17 protein-coding genes are annotated in these 19647 nt (G+C 73.7%); 5 read left to right on the top strand and 12 right to left on the bottom strand.

The genetic code is table 11. The annotated features are described in order from the left end of the window. Positions 1-50 precede the first annotated feature (50 nt). From purE to AB0J67_RS02880, 5 genes are all read right to left on the bottom strand, one after another. On the bottom strand, positions 51-557 hold the full coding sequence (purE, locus tag AB0J67_RS02900; RefSeq protein WP_363475578.1) for a 5-(carboxyamino)imidazole ribonucleotide mutase: 507 nt from the start codon (positions 555-557) through the stop codon (positions 51-53). A gap of 91 nt (positions 558-648) precedes the next feature. Continuing rightward, on the bottom strand, positions 649-1791 hold the full coding sequence (locus tag AB0J67_RS02895) for a 5-(carboxyamino)imidazole ribonucleotide synthase (RefSeq protein ID WP_363475576.1): 1143 nt from the start codon (positions 1789-1791) through the stop codon (positions 649-651). Positions 1792-1807: 16 nt separating this feature from the next. Continuing rightward, positions 1808-3985, bottom strand: coding sequence for a hypothetical protein (locus AB0J67_RS02890; RefSeq protein WP_363475575.1), 2178 nt, complete (start codon positions 3983-3985; stop codon positions 1808-1810). Between the two features lie 127 nt (positions 3986-4112). Beyond that, positions 4113-6122: a thioredoxin domain-containing protein gene (locus AB0J67_RS02885; RefSeq protein WP_363475574.1), complete on the bottom strand. Its 2010-nt coding sequence runs from the start codon at positions 6120-6122 to the stop codon at positions 4113-4115. 160 nt (positions 6123-6282) lie between these two features. After that, positions 6283-6678, bottom strand: a complete 396-nt coding sequence (locus tag AB0J67_RS02880; protein ID WP_363475572.1) for a hypothetical protein — start codon at positions 6676-6678, stop codon at positions 6283-6285. Between the two features lie 214 nt (positions 6679-6892). Between AB0J67_RS02880 and AB0J67_RS02875 the strand changes: the two genes are divergently transcribed. Further along, positions 6893-8014 carry a DUF3626 domain-containing protein gene (locus AB0J67_RS02875; protein WP_363475571.1) on the top strand — a complete coding sequence of 374 codons (1122 nt, stop codon included), beginning with the start codon at positions 6893-6895 and terminating at the stop codon, positions 8012-8014. A 3-nt stretch (positions 8015-8017) separates the two neighbouring features. Here AB0J67_RS02875 and AB0J67_RS02870 read toward each other — a convergent pair whose 3' ends face one another. From AB0J67_RS02870 to mca, 5 genes are all read right to left on the bottom strand, one after another. After that, positions 8018-8731 carry a PspA/IM30 family protein gene (locus AB0J67_RS02870; protein ID WP_363475569.1) on the bottom strand — a complete coding sequence of 238 codons (714 nt, stop codon included), beginning with the start codon at positions 8729-8731 and terminating at the stop codon, positions 8018-8020. A 17-nt stretch (positions 8732-8748) separates the two neighbouring features. Further along, entirely contained in the window at positions 8749-10353 is a 1605-nt protein-coding gene (locus AB0J67_RS02865; RefSeq protein WP_363475567.1) for a hypothetical protein, read from the bottom strand. 63 nt (positions 10354-10416) lie between these two features. Next, positions 10417-12960, bottom strand: coding sequence for a bifunctional diguanylate cyclase/phosphodiesterase (locus AB0J67_RS02860; RefSeq protein ID WP_363475566.1), 2544 nt, complete (start codon positions 12958-12960; stop codon positions 10417-10419). Between the two features lie 111 nt (positions 12961-13071). Then, the gene (locus tag AB0J67_RS02855; protein WP_363475706.1) at positions 13072-13293 is read right to left on the bottom strand and encodes a hypothetical protein; all 222 of its coding nucleotides are present in this window, start codon (positions 13291-13293) and stop codon (positions 13072-13074) included. Positions 13294-13298: 5 nt separating this feature from the next. Then, complete coding sequence (mca, locus tag AB0J67_RS02850; RefSeq protein WP_363475564.1) at positions 13299-14189, bottom strand: mycothiol conjugate amidase Mca; 891 nt, start codon at positions 14187-14189, stop codon at positions 13299-13301. A 79-nt stretch (positions 14190-14268) separates the two neighbouring features. Here mca and AB0J67_RS02845 point away from each other — a divergent pair, with 79 nt between their 5' ends. Both AB0J67_RS02845 and greA read left to right on the top strand, forming a co-directional pair. Then, complete coding sequence (locus AB0J67_RS02845; protein WP_363475562.1) at positions 14269-14712, top strand: DUF4307 domain-containing protein; 444 nt, start codon at positions 14269-14271, stop codon at positions 14710-14712. 122 nt (positions 14713-14834) lie between these two features. After that, positions 14835-15323 carry a transcription elongation factor GreA gene (gene greA / locus AB0J67_RS02840; protein ID WP_363475560.1) on the top strand — a complete coding sequence of 163 codons (489 nt, stop codon included), beginning with the start codon at positions 14835-14837 and terminating at the stop codon, positions 15321-15323. Positions 15324-15402: 79 nt separating this feature from the next. Here greA and ilvA read toward each other — a convergent pair whose 3' ends face one another. After that, positions 15403-16629, bottom strand: coding sequence for a threonine ammonia-lyase (gene ilvA / locus AB0J67_RS02835; protein WP_363475558.1), 1227 nt, complete (start codon positions 16627-16629; stop codon positions 15403-15405). Between the two features lie 157 nt (positions 16630-16786). Continuing rightward, positions 16787-18175 (bottom strand): amidase family protein, encoded by a 1389-nt coding sequence (locus tag AB0J67_RS02830; protein ID WP_363475556.1) that lies wholly within the window; start codon positions 18173-18175, stop codon positions 16787-16789. A gap of 134 nt (positions 18176-18309) precedes the next feature. On the opposite strand from AB0J67_RS02830, the gene AB0J67_RS02825 reads away from it, so the two are divergent. Both AB0J67_RS02825 and AB0J67_RS02820 read left to right on the top strand, forming a co-directional pair. Beyond that, entirely contained in the window at positions 18310-18936 is a 627-nt protein-coding gene (locus AB0J67_RS02825; RefSeq protein ID WP_363475554.1) for a hypothetical protein, read from the top strand. A gap of 78 nt (positions 18937-19014) precedes the next feature. Continuing rightward, on the top strand, positions 19015-19605 hold the full coding sequence (locus AB0J67_RS02820) for a hypothetical protein (protein WP_363475553.1): 591 nt from the start codon (positions 19015-19017) through the stop codon (positions 19603-19605). The last annotated feature ends 42 nt before the right edge of the window (positions 19606-19647 follow it).

Below are 19647 nucleotides of genomic sequence, written 5' to 3'. Positions count from 1 at the left end.
GCGCGGTCAAGATACGCACAGGTGCCAGGCAAGTCGGACGATCTTGGCGGTCAGAGGGTGGACTGGAGGGCGGCGTCCTTCTGGGCGACCAGCTCGGTGAGGCTGTGGGCGTAGTCGGCGAGCCTGGCGCGCAGGGTGGCGTCGTGGGCGCCGAGGATGCGGGCGGCGAGCAGGCCCGCGTTGCGGCCGCCGGCGATGGAGACCGTGGCGACCGGGATGCCGGCGGGCATCTGCACGATGGACATCAGCGAGTCCATGCCGTCGAGGTACCTCAGCGGCACCGGCACGCCGATGACCGGCAGCGGCGTCACGCTGGCGACCATGCCCGGCAGGTGGGCGGCGCCGCCCGCCCCGGCGATGATGACCTTGAGGCCCCGGTCGGCGGCGGACTGGCCGTAGTCGATCATCAACTGCGGCGTGCGGTGCGCGGACACGACGCGCACCTCGTACGTCACGCCGAACTCGGCCAGCGCCTCGGCGGCGGGCTTCATCACGGGCCAGTCCGAGTCGGACCCCATGATGATCCCGACCTGCGGTGCCGGGGTCTGGTCAGTCATGCCTGCTCCTCGCTGCGCTGGTCGGCGGCCTGCGCCGAACCGGTCATCTGTCGCTCGCCGAGCGGTGCCGGGCCGGCCACCGCCGGCGCGTTCACGCCGGCGCCTGCCCGTACGTCAGCCAGTGGGCGGCGCGGGCCGCGCGGCGGCGGCAGTCGGCCAGGTCGCCGCCGAGCGCGGTGACGTGCCCGATCTTGCGGCCGGGCCGGGTCTGCTTGCCGTAGAGGTGCACCTTCACACCGGGCTCGGCGGCCATCAGGTGGTGCAGTCGCTCGTCGACGGACAGGCCGCCCTCGGGGCCGCCCAGCACGTTGACCATGACCACGGCGGGCGCGGCGAGCGAGGTGTCGCCCATCGGGTAGTCCAGCACGGCGCGCAGATGCTGCTCGAACTGCGACGTGCGGGCACCCTCGATGGTCCAGTGCCCGGAGTTGTGCGGCCGCATCGCCAGCTCGTTGACCACGAGGCCGGTCGGGGTCTCGAACAGCTCGACCGCGAGCAGGCCGACGACGCCCAGCTCGTTGGCGATGCGGATGGCGAGCTGCTGGGCCGCGATCGCGACCTCCTCCGGCAGGTCGGGGGCAGGCGCGAGCACCTCGACGCAGATGCCGTCGCGCTGCACCGTCTCGACCACCGGGTACACCGCGACCTGGCCGTACGGCGAGCGGGCGACCTGCACGGCGAGCTCGCGGCGCAGCTCGACCTTCTCCTCGACGATCAGCTCGGCGCCGCTGGCCAGCAGGTCGATGATCTCCTCGACGTCGTTGACGACGAAGACGCCGCGGCCGTCGTACCCGCCGCGGGCGGTCTTCACGACCGCGGGCAGGCCGAACTCGACCAGCTCCGCCGCGGTGGAGATCGGCGCCCAGCGCGGCACGGGCGCGCCCAGCGCGGTCAGCCGGCGGCGCATCTCGTGCTTGTCCTGGGCGTAGCGCAGCGCGTCGGCGCCGGGGAAGACCTTGTGGCCCTCGGCGGCCAGGGCGCGGATGTGCTCGCCCGGCACGTGCTCGTGGTCGAAGGTGACCACGTCGCAGGACTTGGCGAAGGTGCGCAGGGCGGCCAGGTCGGTGTGGCTGCCGAGCTGCACGTCGGCCGCGACCAGGGCCGCGGACTCGTCGACGTCGTTGGCCAGCACCCGCAGCGACTGGCCGAGGGCGATCGCCGCCTGGTGGGTCATACGGGCGAGCTGGCCGCCGCCGATCATGCCGACGACAGGGAGGCCGGTGCGTGTGTCCATCGCTACGGAAGTCTAGTCAGCGCCGTCGGGCCGGGGCCTTCGCGCCCTTGCGGCCGGTGGGCTGGGCCACCCGCCGCGGCGCGGCCAGCGCCAGCACCAGCGGGGTGCGCTCGTCACCCTGCCCGAACGGGTTGTACTCGCACAGCCGGGCGAGCAGCCCGGCGGGCGGCTCGCCGGGCCGCGACCAGCCGAGCAGCCGCGTGCCGTCCTCGTCGGCGCCGATCACGGCGCAGCCGGACAGCATGGCGTACACGTCGTCGGGCAGGGTCTTGCGCAGCGCGGCGACGATGTCCTCGGCGACCCGGTCGGCGTTGGCCGGCGGCGGCACCACGGCCAGGTGCGCGGGCGGGCAGGCCTGCTCGCGGGGCGGGCAGACCGAGCGGGCCAGCGGCCCGGCGGCGCGCTCGGCCCAGGCGTGGCGGCCGAGCCGGGCGCAGAGCACGGCCAGCCCGAGCCGCACCTTCCCGGCGTGGTCGAGGGCGACCTGCATGCTCCACGGGTCGGCCAGCCCGATCGCGGGCCCGGCGACGCGCACCAGCGCGCGGGCGTACGAGCCGGGCTCGATCTCCCAGATGGCGCGGGCCAAGCCCTGTGCCACGGCGACCGGCTTGGCCGCGACGAGCAGGTGCCACGGCTGGCGCAGCGCCTGCCGGGTCGGCTTGTCGGCGCCGTGCGCGAACTCGGCGACGTACCAGGCGAACTTCTCGGCGATCCGGTCACCGGCCGCGATCGGCTCGGTGAGCAGGGCGTGCGTGAGCCACTCCTGCCCGGCGGCGGTGATCGCGGCCCGCTGCGGGGCCTGGCGCGCGGCGGGCACCTCGGGCTGGCGCTCGTACGGCGCGACCACCGTGACCAGCCAGCGCTCCAGCAGGTAGCACCGCCACAGCCGGGCCACCTCGGCCTCGGAGGCGGCCGTCAGGTGCTGCATCACGGCGAGCCCGGCGTGGTCGGTCGGGCCGTGGTGCGGGTAGAGCAGCGCCCCGATCATCTCGGCGCGCAGGCGCAGCAGGATCTCGCGCAGCGGCGGCTCCAGCGTCGCCGCGGCGGGCGCGGCGCTCGCGGCCCGCACCGAGACCGGCGGCAGGGTGCGCTCGGCCAGCCCGCGCAGCTCGCCGCGCAGCGCCTCGTCGGTGGTGTCCAGGTCGCGGTACGGGAAGCGCAACGCCACGCCATACCGGGAGGCGACCCGGTCGGCGAGCCGGGACAGGTGCCCCACCGGCCCGTGCCAGCCCGCCGCGCCGAGCAGCGCGTCCACCTCGCCGCCGGTGGACCGGGCGACCGCCCAGGCCAGGTATGCGGGCAGGTCGGGCACGGGCTCGCCGAGGTCGGCGAGGAACCCGTCGACGTCGATCTCGTCGGCGAAGAACGGCAGCGCCCGGTGCCGCACGCTCGCGTCGGGCAGCGGCCCGAGCAGCGCGGCGGCGTACGCGGAGGAGTCCATCGGCAGGCCCGGGAAGTTCACCGAGTAGACGGGCAGCCCGCGGTGCTGGGGGTGTTCGGACAGCGCCGCGCCGAGCACGGCCGCGCCGGGCAGCCCGGGGCCGAGCAGCACGCCGAGGCGGCCCTCCCCCACCGAGCCGAGCAGCGCCATCCGGCCGCTGATCGCCGGGCCGCGGCGGCGGGCCGGCGGGTGCGCCCGGACCAGCCAGCCGTCGGTGTGCCCGGCCGAGATCTCCACGACCTGGTCGGGCAGCACCCGGCGGATGCCCTCGAAGAAGGTGGCCGCGCCCTCGTCGCAGCCGCCGACGGCGAGGAACCGGGCGACCGTCTCCGGGTCGGGCCGGGCGGGCACCCCCGCGGCCAGCAGCGCGGTCGGCTCGCTGGCGACGAGCACCGCGCCGCGGCTGCGGGCGTAGTAGAGCGGCGGGCCGTCGCCGCTGCGGGCGAGCACCAGGCCGTCCGGGTCGGCCATGATCACGGTGTACGGGTCGGCGCCGCCGACCAGGCCCATCGGCCCGCGCTCGGCGTACCGGTTGGCCAGGGTGCTCAGCTCGACGATGCCGTCGACGATCAGCGTGGTCGTGTCGAGCCGGTGCACGATCGGCAGCGCCGCCCGGACCAGCAGTTTCGCGGAGCCGTTGACGCCGCGGGCCTCCTCGGAGCCGCGGGGGGCGAGCGCGCGCGACAGCGCGGTGAGCGTCTCGGTGGAGCTGCGATCGGAGCCGAAGCTCAGCAGGGCGGCGAGACCGGCCACGCGACCATCTCCTCAGGCTGGCCGACGGTGACTTCGCCGCTGCGGGGGCAGGGGCAGGCACGCCACTGTCGTCGGGGGAGCCTTCAGACTAGCCAGTATTGTCCGTTTGGCCTCTCATATCGTGCTATCAGCCGAGAATTGTCGCCAGTTCGACAGTTGTCGTCACCGGACGGTCGCACACGAAACCCCGGCACACGTACGCCGTGGGCAGGCCGTCGACCATCGTGCGGCCCGTCAGCAGCGGCACGCCCGGCGCGTCCGGGTGACCCGCCACGATCACCGCCCCGGGCGGCGCGTGCTCGATCGCGGTCAGCAGCAGCGGGTCGGACTCCGGGTCGGTGGTCGCGATGGCGATCTCGTACGGCCCGGACAGCAGCGCCTCCGCCCCCGCCGCGGCATACCCCGCGAACCGGGGGTGGCCCGCCAGCAGCGGCGCCACCGTGGACAGCGCCCGCTCGGCCATCTCCCGCCAGCGCGGCTCGCCGCTCAGCGCCGCGTAGCTCAGCAGCGCGTTGACCAGCGACGACAGCCCCGACGGGGTGGCGTTGTCGGTCGGGTCGGCGGGCCGGATCACCAGCCGCTCGGCGTCGTCGGCGGTGTCGTGGAAGCCGCCCTCCCCGTCCCGGAAGCGCTCCGCGGCCACGTCCAGCAGCACCCCCGCCGCCGCCAGCCAGCGGCCGTCGCCGGTGACCTGATGCAGCGCGCAGAACGCCTCGGCCACGCAGCCGTGGTCCTCCAGCACCCCCGCCGGCTGCCCCACCACGCCGTCGCGCGACACCCGCCGCAGCCGCCCGTCGACCAGGTGCCGGGTCAGCAGCAGCTCGCCCGCCTCCACCGCGACCGCGCGGAAGTCGACCTCCTCGACGTCGGCCTCGCCGCCGACCTCGGTGTAGTTGCGCCAGAACTCGCACAGCGCGGTGATCGCCAGGCCGTTCCACGACGCGACCACCTTGTCGTCGCGCATCGGCTGCGCCCGGTCGCGCCGCGCCGCCATCATCAGCCCGCGCACCCGCGCCCAGCGCTCCTGCACCTCCGGCGCGGCGTCGTCGATGTCGCGCCGCAGCACCAGCACCGACGCGCCGTGCTCGAACGTGCCCGCGTCGGTCACCCCGAACAGGTCCGCCGCGAACGCCGCGTCCTGCTCCCCCAGCACCTCGACCAGCTGCGCCGGGGTCCACGAGTAGGTGGTGCCCTCCACGCCCTCGGTGTCGGCGTCCAGCGCCGAGGCGAACCCGCCCTCGGCCGTCTGCAGGTCGTTGACCATGAACAGCGCCGTCTCGGTGGCGATCCGCTGCGCCAGCGGATCCCCGGTCAGCCGCCAGATCTCGTTGTACGCCCGCAGCAGCAGCGCGTTGTCGTACAGCATCTTCTCGAAGTGCGGCACGGTCCACGTCGCGTCCACCGCGTACCGGTGGAAACCACCCGCGAGCTGGTCGTAGATGCCGCCGCGGGCCATCGCCTCGCCGGTGTGCCGAGCCAGCTCCAGCGACTCCGCGTCACCGGCGCGCCGGTGGTGGCGCAGCAGGAACAGCATCAGCATGTGCGGCGGGAACTTCGGCGCCCCGCCGAACCCGCCCCGCACCGTGTCGTAGTCGCCGCGCAGCAGCTCCACCGCGTGGTCCAGCAGCTCCTTGGTGATCTCGCCACCGCCGCCGAGCGGGTTGCGGGCGATCGCCTCGACGACCGCGTCGCCCTGCTCCAGCACCTGCCGCCGCTGGTCGCGCCACGCGTCCGCGACCGCGCCCAGCAGCCGCGTGAACTGCGCCTTCGGGTAGTACGTGCCGCACAGGAACGGCTTGCCGTCGGGCGCGGCGAAGACCGTCATCGGCCAGCCGCCCTGCCCGGTCATCGCCTGGGTCGCCGACATGTAGACCGCGTCCACGTCGGGCCGCTCCTCGCGGTCCACCTTGATCGCCACGAAGTTCTCGTTGACGATGTCGCCGACCACCGCGTCCTCGAACGACTCGTGCGCCATCACATGACACCAGTGGCACGCGGCGTACCCCACGGAGATCAGCACCGGCACGTCCCGCTGCTTCGCCTCCGCGAACGCCTCCTCGCACCACGGCCACCAGTGCACCGGGTTGTCGGCGTGTTGCAGCAGGTACGGCGAGGTCGCGTCACCCAGTCTGTTCACGCTTCCACTCTTTCACAGCAGTCCGCGCCGTGCCCCGGTGCCCCTTTTGTCACCGAAGGAAGGGCACCTTCTTAACGCTATGCGTAGCGGAAGGTGCCCTTCCCACCCTTATGGATGCCAAGCCTCAGCGGCTTGACATCCATAAGAGCATCCCTCGCCGTCAGTGGGCGAGGAACGCCGCCACGCCCACCACGACCGAGGCGACCCCCAGCGCACCCGCGACGACCGCACCGGGGTTGCCGTTGCCCATGCGGAACGGGAAGCGGTCACCGCCCGCCTCCGCACCCTTGCGCAGGACGTAGACCGCGTACGCGTTCAGCAGGCAGGAGCCCACCGCGACGGCGGGCGCCAGGGGGTAGACACCCACCAGCGCCAGCCACAGGCTCGCCACGAACCCGATCGCACCCGCCACGAAGGCCGGCTCGGCGGCGGGAAGCCAGGTCCTGGCCTCCGCGTGCTCCGCCTGGGCCGCCCGTCGCTGAGCACGCCGCTCCAGAGCCGACCCGTCGGCTCTGCTCTTCTCGGCGGCCGACCGCCGGCGTCGATACTTCGGCATGCCCGACAGTCTCGCCCACCCACTCCACCCCGCAGAAGCTGACCGCAGGGTGAAGATCACCGTTTCCGGTCAGCACGTGGAGTCCGACCTGACTTCCTGACCCGAGACAGCGATCTTCACCACCCACGAACCACCCCACCCCCAAACAGCGTTGCCCGCGGCGCAAAGGTGTGATGGGGTCGCGCCCATGACGGGCGGGACGGATCAACGCGACATGCTGACGTCGGCGCAGCTGGCGGCACTAGACCACGTGACGGCGTACGCGGACAAGCGGCGCACGGAGGCGCTGGAACGGCTGGCGGGTGTGCCGGACGTCGCCGAGCTGATCGCGAACGTACGCGCGCACGGCCGGGTCACCCTGAACTTCCACCCCGACCGGCTGCTCGCCGACGGGCGCACCGTCGCCGAGTCGATGGCGGCCGACGGCCGCTACCGCAGCCAGTTCGAGACCGGTGTCACCAACGGCAGCCGCACCGCGTTCCTCGGTGGCTTCCGGGACCGCTGGGAGCAGGCGCTGTTCGGCACGGCGTATCACGGCCCGGACGTCCTGCCCGCCGAGCGCCCGCTGTACGGCGGCCTGAACCTGCTCGCCCACCCCGACGGCGCGTCGCCCCGGTTCGGGTCGTGCCACGTACGGCTGCGCCCGGAGGTGAGCGCGCGCAGCACGTTCACCGTCGGCGACAGCCATCTCGGCCCGGCCGACGTGGGCACCCTGGAGGCCTTCGAGTGCGTCCTCGCCGGCCTGGTCGAGCAGGCCCGCGAGACCGGCGTGACGCTCGGGCGCGCGGGGGTGGACCCGCTCGCGATGCTGCGCGGACTCGCAGACCACGTGCCGTCGCGCGAGCCGGGACGCGCGCTCGACGACTACCTCGAAGCCCAGGTGCACGGTCCGGTGGACCTGGCGGCCGACGCCGAGGCGCTGGTGCTCGACCCGAGCTTCCGGGACACGCCCAGCGGCGACCTGCTCACCGAGCTGGCCGCCCGCTGCGGCATCGCACTCGAATGGCATGCCGGGTTCGAGCTGCACCCGGCGCGGTTCGGGCCGGACTTCCGCGGACCCGAGGCGCCGCGGTTCGCGGCCCACGTGGTCGAGCGGTTCGGGGACGGACGGTGGTGGCTGGACGCCGAGCTCGTCGGACGGGCCGCCGCGGCCGCCGCCCGCGACCCGCTGGCCTGGTCGTCGTGGGGCACCGAGGACGAGGTGCTCCAGCTCGTCAAGTACCTCTGGCACACCCTGGTCCATGCGGGAGGCCCCACCGCCTCCGCACCGGACATCGGCCTGCCTGGGCGAAGCCCCGACGCCGCCGGAACGGCGGGGCCGGAGCTTCGCCTCTGACGGTCAGCGGGAGCCGGACTTCATCGCGGCCAGCCGGGACTCGATCTCGTCATCGCGGGCGTCGGCGGTGAGCTGCTCGAACTGGGCGTCGAGAGTGGAGGCCTGCAGCTCCTCCCGGCCCTTGACGCGGGCCTCCTCGCGGCGGATCTTCTCCTCGAAGCGGGCGATCTCGCTGGTGGGGTCGAGGACGTCGACGCTGCGCACGGCGTCCTGGACCCGGCCGCGCGCTTCGGCGACCTTGCCGCGGGCGACCAGCTCGTCCCGCTTGCCGCGCAGCTCTTCGAGCTTGCTGCGCATCTGCGCGACGCCCTGCTTGAGCTGCTCGGTGACCTGCGTCTGCTCGGCGATCATCGGACCGAAGCTCTTGACGTCGTTCTCGTACGCGATCTGCTTGCCGATGGCGATCCGGGCGAGGTTGTCGAACTTGTCCGCCTCGGTGGGGCTCTTCGCCCGCATCTGGTCCGCCTTGGCACTGGCGGCCTGGGCCTTGACCTGCCACTCGGCCGCCGACTTCGCCGCCTCCGCCGAGTCCGACTCCAGCAGGCGCAGGTTGCCGATGGTCGTCGCCACGGCGTTCTCGGCCTCGCTGATGCTCGCCGTGTAGTCCCGCACCATCTGGTCGAGCATCAGCCGGGGATCCTCGGCCGAGTCGATGGCTTCGTTGATGTTGGCCCGGATCAGCTGGCTGATCCGTCCCATGATCGATTGTGCCGCCATGGTGTTCTCCCCCTCTGTCACTTCTCCGGTCGCGTCCACGTGCTGGGGCCGCCGAACCGGCCCTGAACCGTCTGCGACCCGGGGGCCGTCGCGTCGTCCCGGTGGTTCGCCTCGCTGGTGAGGCCGATGCGGAAGCCGCCCGTGCCGCCGCCGAGCATGCTGTCGAGCAGGATCCCGCCGAGGATGGCCCCGCCCATGCCCCCGGCGGCGGCCGTGCCGAAGCCGCCGGGGCCGCCGATGACCACCCGGCCGCCGCCCATCGGGCTGCCGTACCCGGACGGGAAGGACCAGCGCTCGACGTCGTCGCGGGCCGAGTCGACGGCCTGCGAGGCGAGGTCGTGCGCCCGCTCGGCGGCGGCCAGCGCGGTCACCGGGTCGCTGCTGTTCTCGGCGTGGTCGAGCTGGGCGTGGGCTTCGGACAGCCGGGCCCGCGCGGTGGAGCCGACCGCACCGCGGCGGGTGGTGACGTAGTCGGTGGCGGACCCGACCGCGGCGCGGGCCGCGTACAGGGCTTGTTCGAGCTGGCGGCGGGCGTGCTGGGACCGTTCGGCGGCGTCGCGCATCGAGCCCATGGCCTCGGCCAGGCCCGCCGCGGCGGTCTCCAGGCGGCGCATCATGCCCAGCGGGTCGGTCCTCGCCCCCGCCAGGTGCACCCGCACGTCGCCGGTGACCTGGTCGGCGCGGGCCACCGCGGCGGCGAGGTTCATCCGGTCGGCGCCGCCCGTGCCGTCGGCGGCCTGTAGCGCGGCCTTGCCCGCGGCGACCTCGGCCTGCACCTCGTCCAGCAGCCGGGTCACGTTGGCCCCGGCGGCGTCCAGCTCGGCGGCGGCCCGGTCCAGCGCGTCCAGCAGGTTCGACGCCTGGCCGACGGCCTGCTCCGCGCCCCGGATCGCGAGCGCGGCCCGGCCGCGGTCGGCGGCGGCCAGCGCGGTCGCGGCCTCGTGCAGTTGCCCGTCGGCGAAGTCGAGCCGGGCCGTGGCCTCGGTGACGTTGCCCGCGATGGGCGTCAGCGCACCCTCGGTGTAGCGGTCGGTGAGGCGGGTCAGCGTGGCCTCCGCGGTCGGCAGCGCCTGCCGCAGCTGCCCGGCCCGCGCGGTCAGGCTCGCGCTGAGCTCCTCGGCGTTGGCCTGCATGGCGCGCAGCCGCTCGAACGCGTCCGCCTCGGTGTCCAGCCGCCGGTCCACCGCCGTGCAGCGGTCCACGATGTCGCGCAGCAGCTGGCGGCGGGTGGGCTCGTCCTCGGGGAGCTCGTCGTCGAGCTGGTGCCGGATCCGGAACGCCCCGCCCAGCTGCTCCTTCGCGGCGGCGACCGCGGCGGCGTACGCGGTGACGGCGTCGGCGCCGTACTGCGCGACGGCGAAGCCGAGCTCCTGCTCGCTGGTGCGCACGGCGTTGTCCACGGCCACCAGCTGCGCGTTCGCGTACGTGTTGAGCTGCTGGGTGGTGTACGCGGCGAACGGGTCGGCCGGGCCGGCGGGCGCCTGCGGGGCGGAGTCGGGCCGCCCCTGCGCGCGGCGCCGGCGCCGCCCGAACACGGTCAGCCCGAGCACGACGGCCAGCACGGCGACCACGAGGCAGCACAGCACCGAGAAGAGGTCGACTTCGCTGGTCTGCACCGGCACGTGATCACGATATCGCCCGGAATGTCCCGCAACCGGACTAATAGGTCGCGGCGAATGGCCCGGTCAGGGGTGCGCGGTGCCGGTCTTCGGGCGCACCGGCCGCACCGGGCGCGCCGCCTTGGCCAGCGCGTGCAGCGAGTCGGTGATCTGGTCGGCGGGCAGCGGCCGGGAGAAGTGGAAGCCCTGGCCCGCGTCGCAGCCCAGCCGGCGCAGGGCGGTGCGCTGGTCGGCCGTCTCCACGCCCTCCGCCACCACCCGCAGGCCGAGCTGGCGGCCCAGGTCCACCACGGCCTGCACGATGGCGGCGGCCTGCTTGGACTCGGCCATCCGCGCCACGAAGGTGCGGTCCACCTTCAGCTCGTCGACCGCGATGCGGGTGAGGAAGGTCAGCGACGAGAACCCGGTGCCGAAGTCGTCGACCGCGAACCGTACACCGAGCTCGCGCAGCTCGCGGAGCACCTGGTCGGTGACGGGCAGCGGGCTCAGCACGACCGTCTCGGTGATCTCCAGGACCAGCTTCGAGGCCGGCATGCCGTGCCGGCGCAGCAGCTCGGCGACCTCGGTGGGCAGCTGCGGGTCGAGCAGGCTGCGCGGCGACAGGTTGACCGCCACCGGCACGTCCAGACCCTGGCGCCGCCACTCCGCCGCCAGCGCCAGCGCCTGGTCGAGCACGTGCCGGGTGAACCGGCCCAGCAGGTCGCTCGCCTCCACGGCACGCACGAAGTGCTTCGGGGTGAGCAGGCCGCGGCGCGGGTGGTGCCAGCGGATCAGCGCCTCGACGCCGGTCGGCGCACCGGTCTGCAGGTCGACCGCCGGCTGCAGGACGAGGTGGAGCTGGTCGTCGGCGGCCAGGGCGGTGCGCAGCTCGGCCACCAGGGCCAGCCGGTCGGTGCTGGTGCGGTCGCGGTGCGGGTCGTAGCCGGTGACCCGCGCCCCCGACTCCTTCGCCTGGTAGAGCGCGATGTCGGCGCGGCGCAGCAGCTCGGTCAGGTCGAACTCGCCGGCCGTGGCCACCACCACCCCGACGGAGACCTCCGCCGACAGCGTCACCCCGGCCACCTCGGTGGGGGTGGCCAGGGCGGCGGTCAGCATGCGGGCCCGGCGCTGCGCCACCACGGTGGCCGCGGTCAGCCGGTCGGCCTCCTCGTGATCCGGGGACAGCCCCGGCAGGTCCGTCACCAGCAGCGCGAACTCGTCCCCGCCGAGCCGGGCCAGCAGCTCACCGTGGCCGACGTCGCCCGACAGCCGCGTCGCCGCGGTCTGCAGCAGCTCGTCCCCGGCGAGGTGGCCCAGCGTGTCGTTGACCTCCTTGAAGTGGTCCATGTCGAGCAGCAGCAGGGCCACCGGCGTACGCGTGTCGAGCCCGCGCAGCACCGCGTCGCCGCGGTCCATCAGCGCGTCGCGGTTGAGCAGCCGGGTCAGCGGGTCGTGATGGGACTCGTACATGGTGCGTTCGCGCAGCTCGCGCAGGGCGCTGTGGGTCGCGGCGTCGTGCAGCGCGGCGGCCAGGGCGTCGCCGAACGCGGCCAGCCGGTGCTGGTCGTTGAGGCCCCACGCCCGCTGGCGCAGCGGCCGCAGGGTGAGCACGCCCACCCGGCCGCCGGCCACCTCCAGCACCCGGGTCAGCGGCGGCAGGCGGTCGGTCTCCACCGCGGGCACCGCCGGCGCCGGATCGATCAGGATCTCGTCACCGGTACGCGAAGACCAGCGATACCTGGTCTGCGAGCCCAGCACGGTGAGCTCGACGCCGCGCACCGGGAACAGCGCGCGGGCCGCCTGCAGGCCCTCGCGGGCCACGGCGACCTCGTCCAGCCGGTGCAGCGAGCGGCTGGCCATGGCGAACGCCCGCCAGGTGCGGCGCTCCTCGTCCTCGTGCACGCGGTGCACGTAGAGCTGGTGCAGCAGCCACAGCAGCGGCGGCAGCACCCACAGCCAGCTGGTGCCCCACAGCCGCACGGCGACCAGGCCCAGCGCCACGTTGCCGACGATCATCACGGGGGTGCCGCGCAGCGCCTGCCACACCACGCCCACCATGGACTGCCCGTCGCGCACGGCCAGGTGCACCGCGAGCAGGCCGGCGCTGGTGAGCAGGTAGGTCAGCGCGGCCAGCACCACCACCGCGGCGGCCTGCGCCGACATCGGCAGCACCGCCACCCCGCTGCCCCACACGACCAGCGCCGCGAACCCGGCGGACAGGGTCAGCGAGGCGGCCGCCCGGACCGTCTCGATCGGACTGGTGCGGTTGCCGGAGACCAGCGACACCACGGGTTTGGCCAGCAGCACGCCGGCGCCCGCGGCGGCCGGCACCCAGGACACCGGGACCAGGATGAAGCCCACGATCAGCGCGGCCTCGCCCCAGTCGACGTCGATGCTGGTGGAGCCGACCCGCATGCGCAGGCCGAACAGGTGCGCCAGGGTGATGAGCCCGATGAGGAGCAGGAGCTGCGCGAGGTCGCCCTCGTGCACGCCGAGGATCAGGCCGATCCCGGCCACCAGCACCCCGGCCACCACCAGGACGGTGATGACGGCGCGGGCACGTGACGTCAGCGAAGCGGCGCCGGACCGGCGATACAGCCCGTCCACCGCACGCGTCAGCCAACTGCCCATCTGGTGCCCCCTGTCCGAGCGCACGTGCGGCGGAGGGCGGTCGCCTTCAGCAAGGCCACGTGCTCTCCGGCCGGACGGCACCGCCCCGGGCCGGGGTCATCTCGCTCCGCCTCAGCGAGGGTCCGGCACGGCGGGCAGGTCCGTCGGCGCGCCGTCACTCATGCTCGCCGAATCGAACGTCTCGGGCAACCGCTTGAGTCGCTGATTCATGTTGCGAATCAGGAAAACAGTTGCGGCGGCCAGGAGCAGGATCAACAGCAGCGCCATCGGTCCGGCGAGGCCGTCGCCGGACCGGGTGTCACCGAAGTTGTTGTCGGCCAGGAACTCCAGCATCTGCCTCACCTATCCGTCCGCGCCGGCTCGCGTACGCCGGCGAACAGGTCTTCCTCGGGGATCGCGGTGGCCACCGTGGACCGGACCAGCTGGTAGTCCTCGGTCGGCCAGGACGTGCGCTGCACGGTCAGCGGCGCGCGGAACCAGGGACCGTCGGGGTCGATCTGGGTCGCGTGCGCGCGCAGCGCGTCGTCGCGCAGCTCGAAGTACTCGCCGCAGGGCACCCGGGTGGTGATCCGCGGCGACTTGTCGCCCTGCCAGTCGTCGTTGAGCCGCTCGCCGTAGGGCGACTCCAGCCCGGCGGCCAGCATGCCCTCGTGCAGGGCGGTGAACTTCACCTTGGTGAAGCTGATGTGGTAGTAGACCTTCGGCACGTCCCACGCCTCGCCGAACTCGCCGAACCGCGCCGGGTCGGCCGCGGCCTCGATCGCGGCCATCGAGATCAGGTGGGTCTGGATGTGGTCGGGGTGCGGGTAGCCGCCCTCCTCGTCGTAGGTCAGCACGACCTGCGGCCGGAACTCGCGGATCAGCTTGACCAGCGGCGCCGCCGCCTCCTCGACCGGCACCCGGGCGAAGCAGCCCTCGGGCAGGCCGGACGGGTCGGCGGGGTCGTAGCCCTCGATCCAGCCCGAGTCGACGAAGCCCAGCCAGGCCTGGTCCACGCCGAGGATGTCGCGGGCCGCGGCCATCTCGGCGCGGCGGATCTCGGCGATGTTCTCCCAGACCTCCGGGCGGTCCAGTTTCGGGTTCAGCACGTCGCCCCGCTCGCCGCCGGTACACGTGACGACCAGCACGTCCGCGCCCTCCCGGACGTAACGTGCCATCGTCGCGGCACCCTTGGACGACTCGTCGTCCGGGTGCGCGTGCACCGCCATCAGTCGCAGCCGCTGCGTCACCGTGCTCTCCCCACGTGCGAGAATCGACCCCAACAGTGTTCCTCACGCCTCCGACACGCCTAGCGAAGGACCCCCACCGGTGACCGAGACCTCCACCGACACCGCCGCCGGCCAGGTGGCCGAGCGCGCGCCGTGGCCGGCCGGGCGTTACGGACGCCGGCGCGAACGCCGCGGCCTCTCCCGCCCCGCCGTGCTGGCCCTGGCGGCGGTGGCCGCCCTGGTCTTCACTCTGATCGGGGTACGCCTCTACAGCGCGTACGGTGACGGAGACTACACAGCGTCGGTCACCAAGTTCGACGAGATCACCGACACGCAGGTCGTGGTGACCTTCCTGATCCGGATGCCGGCCGACGGCGAGGCCGTGTGCCTCGTCCGGGCCAGAGACAAGAACGGCGCCGAGGTCGGTCAGCAGGAGGTCGCCGTGCGGCCCGGCCCGGAGCCGGAACGCACGATGGTCACGCACCGCCTCGTGACCACGGCCCGCCCGGTGACCGGTGAGGTTAAGGGCTGCCACCCCGCCTGATCCGCTGGTAGGTTGGTAACTTCGCCCATCGCGCTCAAGGAGGCGGTTACCTCTTTGGCGCCGGCGGTCGACGCACCGCCCCGCATGAGTCCCAGAACCCGTAAGACCTGAGGAGAACGCCCGTGTCCACGACTGATGCCACCTGGCTGTCCCAGGACGCGTACGACCGGCTCCAGGCCGAGCTCAACGAGCTCATCGCCGCCCGCCCCGCGATGGCCGCGGAGATCAACGCCCGCCGCGAAGAGGGCGATCTCCGGGAGAACGGCGGCTACCACGCCGCGCGCGAGGAGCAGGGCAAGGCCGAGGGGCGCATCCGCCAGTTGCAGGAGCTGCTCCGCGTGGCGCGTGTCGGCGAGGCGCCCAAGGGAGACGCCGTCTCCGTCGGCAGCGTGGTCACCATCTACTTCGACGACGACACCGAGGACACCGAGACGTTCCTGCTGGGCTCGCGCGAGATCGCGGCCACCACGGACCTCACCGTCTACTCGCCCGAGTCGGCGCTCGGCCAGGCCATCACCGGCGCCCGCAAGGGGCAGACCGTCACCTACACCGCGCCCAGCGGCCACGACATCAAGGTGACCATCGTCTCGTTCGAGGCCTTCGGCGGCTGACACCCGCCCGTTCCCGTGACCGGAGCTCCGTGCACGCCGCCCCCGGCCGCGTACACGGAGCTTCGATCATGAAGGGGTCTCAGCTGAACGGAGTGCCCACGTCCACCTGGTAGCCGGCGCCACGCAGCGCGGTGACGAGCTGGTCGGAGTGCTCCGCGCCGCGCGTCTCCACGCTCAGCTCCACCTCGACCTCGCCCAGGTGCAGCCGCGGGTCGTGGCGCTGGTGGGCCACGTCGAGCACGTTGGCCCGCAGCTCGGCGATCAGGCTGAGCAGCGCGGCGAGCTGCCCCGGCCGGTCCGCGCAGCGCACGTTGACGTGCAGGTAGCGCCCGGCCGCGCTGAGGCCGTGCTCGATCACCCGCAGCAGCAGCAGCGGGTCGATGTTGCCGCCGGACACCACCGCGACCGCCGGGGTGCGCACCTCCACCTTCCCCGCCAGCAGCGCGGCCACGCCGACCGAGCCGGCCGGCTCGGCGACCAGCTTGCCCCGCTCCAGCAGCATCAGCAGCGCCCGCGAGATCTCCTCGTCGGTGACCGTGACGACCTCGTCGACGAGCTTGCTGATGTGGGCGAAGGTGAGGTCGCCGCAGCGCCCCACCGCGATGCCGTCGGCGATCGTGGCGACGTTCGGGATGCGCACGGGGCGCCCGGCCCGCAGCGCGGGCGGGACCGCCGCCGCACCGGCGGCCTGTACGCCGATCACGGTGATGTCGGGGCGCAGCGCCTTGGCCGCCACGGCCAGGCCCGAGATCAGCCCGCCGCCGCCGATGCCGGTGATGATGGTCTGTGCCTCGGGGACCTGCTCCAGGATCTCCAGCCCGACCGTGCCCTGCCCGGCGATGACGTCCGGGTGGTCGAACGGGTGGATGAACACCGCCCCCGTGCGCTCGGCGAACTCCTGCGCGGCGACCAGCGCCTCGTCGACCGTGCTGCCGATCAGCTCGATGCGCGCGCCGTACCCCTTGGTCGCGGCGACCTTCGGCAGCGGGGCGCCCACCGGCATGAACACGGTGGCCTTGGTCTTGCACAGCCCTGCCGCGAGCGCGACGCCCTGGGCGTGGTTGCCCGCGCTGGCCGCGACCACGCCCCGCGCCCGCTCCTGCTCGCTCAGCCGGGAGATCCGCACGTACGCGCCGCGCACCTTGTACGACCCGGCGCGCTGCAGGTTCTCGCACTTCAGCCAGGTCGGCCCGCCGAGCTTCGCGGACAGCGGCCGGCACGGCTCGACCGGGGTGGTGCGTACGACGGAACGCAGGCGCTCGCGCGCCGCCTCGATATCAGCCAGGCTGACCAGCTCAGGTGTCACACGCCGATCGTGCCACCACGACCCGCCCCACCGCCCCACGGGCCTCGGCCGATCTTCCTCACAGATCAACGCCTCGCCAGGACAGCACGGGCCGGCTCGCAGATCAGCGCTCGGCCCACGCCGCCGGGGCAGCGCGGGCCGAGCTTCGGTCAGGGGCTCAGTTCGGGCGGGGGAAGCCCGGGGCGTGGCGGCGCCAGGGTGCGGCCAGTTCGAGCTGACCCGCGACCGCCAGCAGCAGCAGCTCGGTGCCGGGCGGGCCGACCAGCTGCACCGCCGCGGGCAGGCCGTCGGGGCGTACGCCGACCGGCAGGGTCAGCGCCGGGAACCCGGTGATGTTCCACGGCGCCGCGAACGGGGCGTTGCGCACCTGCGCCGCCACGTTCGGCAGCCAGCCGCGCCGGTGCCACTGCGCGGCGCGCAGCGGCGGCCCCGTCAGCACCGGCGTGAGCAGCAGGTCCACCCCGTTGTCGACGAAGAAGCCCAGGCTGCGGGTGCGGAAGTCGGTGCGGTCCTGCTCGCGCACCAGCCCGCGCCGCCACGCCCACGCGCCCGCCGCGATCAGCCGGCGGCTGCGCTTCTGCAGCTTCGCCCGGTCCACCCCGGCCGCCTCCGCGTCGCGATACCCGGCCGCGAACCAGGTCGCCAGGCCCCGCAGGCCCAGCGAGGCCGGGTACACCGGATCCGCGGTCAGCAGGTCGTGGCCGCACTCGACCAGCAGCCGGGTGGCGTCGCTCACCGCCGCCCGGTTCGCCGCGTCGGCGCTCGCCCCGGCCACCGGCGAGCGCAGCGACACCGCGATGCGCAGCCGGCCCGGCTGGCTCAGCGGCTGCGGCGTGCGCCCGGCCAGCACCGCGTGGCCGAGCGCGGCGTCGGCCACCGTGGTGGCCAGCACCCCGTGCTCGACCAGGCCGAACCAGTCGTCGGCGCCCATGTTCACCGGCAGCACGCCGCGACCCGGCTTGAGCCCGATCAGGCCGCAGCAGGCGGCCGGGATGCGGATCGAGCCCAGCCCGTCGTTGGCGTGCGCGATCGGCACCAGGCCCGCGGCCACCGCGGCGGCCGAGCCGCCGGACGAGCCGCCGGGCGTGCGCTCCAGCGCCCACGGGTTGCGCGTCACCGCCGAGTCGTCGTCGGTCACGCCCCACAGCCCCAGCTCGGACATCCGGGTCGTGCCGATGACCACCGCACCCGCGCCGCGCAGCCTGCGTACCAGCTCGTGGTCCTCCTCGGCCACGGTCTGCCGGGCGCCCGCGGAGCCGTGCCACGTCGGCAGGCCCGCGACCGGGGTGTTCTCCTTGACCGCGATCGGCACCCCGGCCAGCGGCAGGTTGCCCATGTCGCCCTGGTCGTCGACCTTCTCCGCCTCCGCGGCGGCCTCGGCCGAGCGCACCGTGCGAAACGCCGCGACGACGGGGTCCGTCCTGTTCAGATAGTCGAGGTGGTCCGCGACGACCTGCGTGGCCGACGTGTCGCCACGGCGGACCGCGCGCGCGATCTGCTTGGCGGTGGCCCCGACCCAGGTGTCTGCCATCTCATCCTCCACCACGTCGCTGCCTGCGGAACGTGCCGCGCCTTCTGGACGGGCCCCGTTCCGAACCGGGGATCCAGTATGGAGTGCGGTGACGCGATGTGAGCAACCGGAGCCTTGCCGCGATCGGTTTCATTGGCGATGCTGGGCTGATGCAGCCGGACAAGGGTCGCGATTGGACCGTGCCCGTCATCGTGGGCGCGGTGTTGCTGGTGCTCGTCCTGGTGCTGTGCGTCGCCGGCGGCGCCGCGGCCTACCTGCTGGCCCGTCGCGGTGATCCCGCCCCGGTGGCCGCCGCCTCGCCCAGCCGCAGCCCCAGCCCCGCCGCGGCCGCCCCATCGCCGAGCCCGGCGTCGCCCGCCCGCTGCCTGGTCGGCCGGTGGAAGGAGACGTCGTACACCGGCAACGCCGACATCTACGGCGCGAACGTCCAGCTCACCGGCTCCGGCGCACTGTTCGACTTCCGCGCCGACGGCACCCTGGTCGCCGTACACAAGACGACCCGCAGGGGCACCAGCAGCGGCGACCGTTACGAGGTGATCCACAACGGCACGATCACCATCAGCTACGAGGCCGACGACAAGATGATCCACTACAGCAACGTGCGGGCGACCGGCACCACCACCTGGAAGGTCAACGGCAGCACCCGCGGCCGGCAGAACCTCAGCTCCACCCTCGACCCCGAGCGGTACACCTGCAAGGGCGACAAGCTGCGCCTCTACGGCGAGAACTTCGCCGTGGAGGCCGACCGCATCCTGCCCCCCGGCCGCCCGGTCTGATCCGGCACCGGTCTTGCCGCGGCGGATCCCATTGGCGATGCTGTGCCGATGCAACCCGAACCGCGTCGTGATTGGACCGTGCCCGTCGTCATCGGCGTGGTGCTGCTCGTCGTCGTGCTGGTGGTGTGCCTGACCGGCGGCGCGGCGGCGTACCTGGCGACCCGCGACCGGCCGGGCGCGCCGTCGCCGTCCGCCTCGCCCAGCCGCAGTCCCGCCGCGGCCGCCCCGTCGCCGAGCCCCGTCTCCCCCGCGCGCTGCCTGATCGGCCGCTGGAACGAGACCTCGTACACCGACTACTCCGACATCTACGGGGTGAAGGTGCAGGTCAAGGGGGCGGGCTCGACGATGGACTTCCGTGCCGACGGCACGGTGGTGATCGTGCGCAAGGTGACCCTCAGGGGCGTCGCCAACGGCGACCGGTACGAGGTGATCATGAACGGCACCCACACGATCAGCTACCAGGCAGGCGACGACGTCATCAACTACAGCAACCCGCGCTCGACCGGCACCATCACCTGGAAGATCAACGGGAAGGTCCGGGACCGGGAGAACCTCATCTGGATCACCACGCCCGACAACTACACGTGCACCAGCTCCCAGCTGCGCATCTACGGCGCCGACTACGCCATGGAACTCGACCGCGTCCAGCCCCCGGGCCGACCGGTCTGACCGTGTCCGGCGGCGCCGGTCCAGCGGCGCCGGTCCAGGGGT

The sequence above is a fragment of the Catellatospora sp. NPDC049609 genome (assembly GCF_040675365.1).
Lineage (GTDB): Bacteria > Actinomycetota > Actinomycetes > Mycobacteriales > Micromonosporaceae > Catellatospora.
Note: the sequence above shows the minus strand (reverse complement) of the source record. Positions and strands in the feature narration are given on the sequence as shown.

Excerpts from the sequence above, each read along its gene's own strand:
- purE (WP_363475578.1), bottom strand. The coding sequence starts at position 557 with ATGACTGACCAGACCCCGGCACCGCAGGTCGGGATCATCATGGGGTCC.
- AB0J67_RS02895 (WP_363475576.1), bottom strand. The coding sequence starts at position 1,791 with ATGGACACACGCACCGGCCTCCCTGTCGTCGGCATGATCGGCGGCGGC.
- AB0J67_RS02880 (WP_363475572.1), bottom strand. The coding sequence starts at position 6,678 with ATGCCGAAGTATCGACGCCGGCGGTCGGCCGCCGAGAAGAGCAGAGCC.
- AB0J67_RS02875 (WP_363475571.1), top strand. The coding sequence starts at position 6,893 with ATGCTGACGTCGGCGCAGCTGGCGGCACTAGACCACGTGACGGCGTAC.
- AB0J67_RS02870 (WP_363475569.1), bottom strand. The coding sequence starts at position 8,731 with ATGGCGGCACAATCGATCATGGGACGGATCAGCCAGCTGATCCGGGCC.
- AB0J67_RS02860 (WP_363475566.1), bottom strand. The coding sequence starts at position 12,960 with ATGGGCAGTTGGCTGACGCGTGCGGTGGACGGGCTGTATCGCCGGTCC.
- AB0J67_RS02855 (WP_363475706.1), bottom strand. The coding sequence starts at position 13,293 with ATGCTGGAGTTCCTGGCCGACAACAACTTCGGTGACACCCGGTCCGGC.
- AB0J67_RS02825 (WP_363475554.1), top strand. The coding sequence starts at position 18,310 with ATGCAGCCGGACAAGGGTCGCGATTGGACCGTGCCCGTCATCGTGGGC.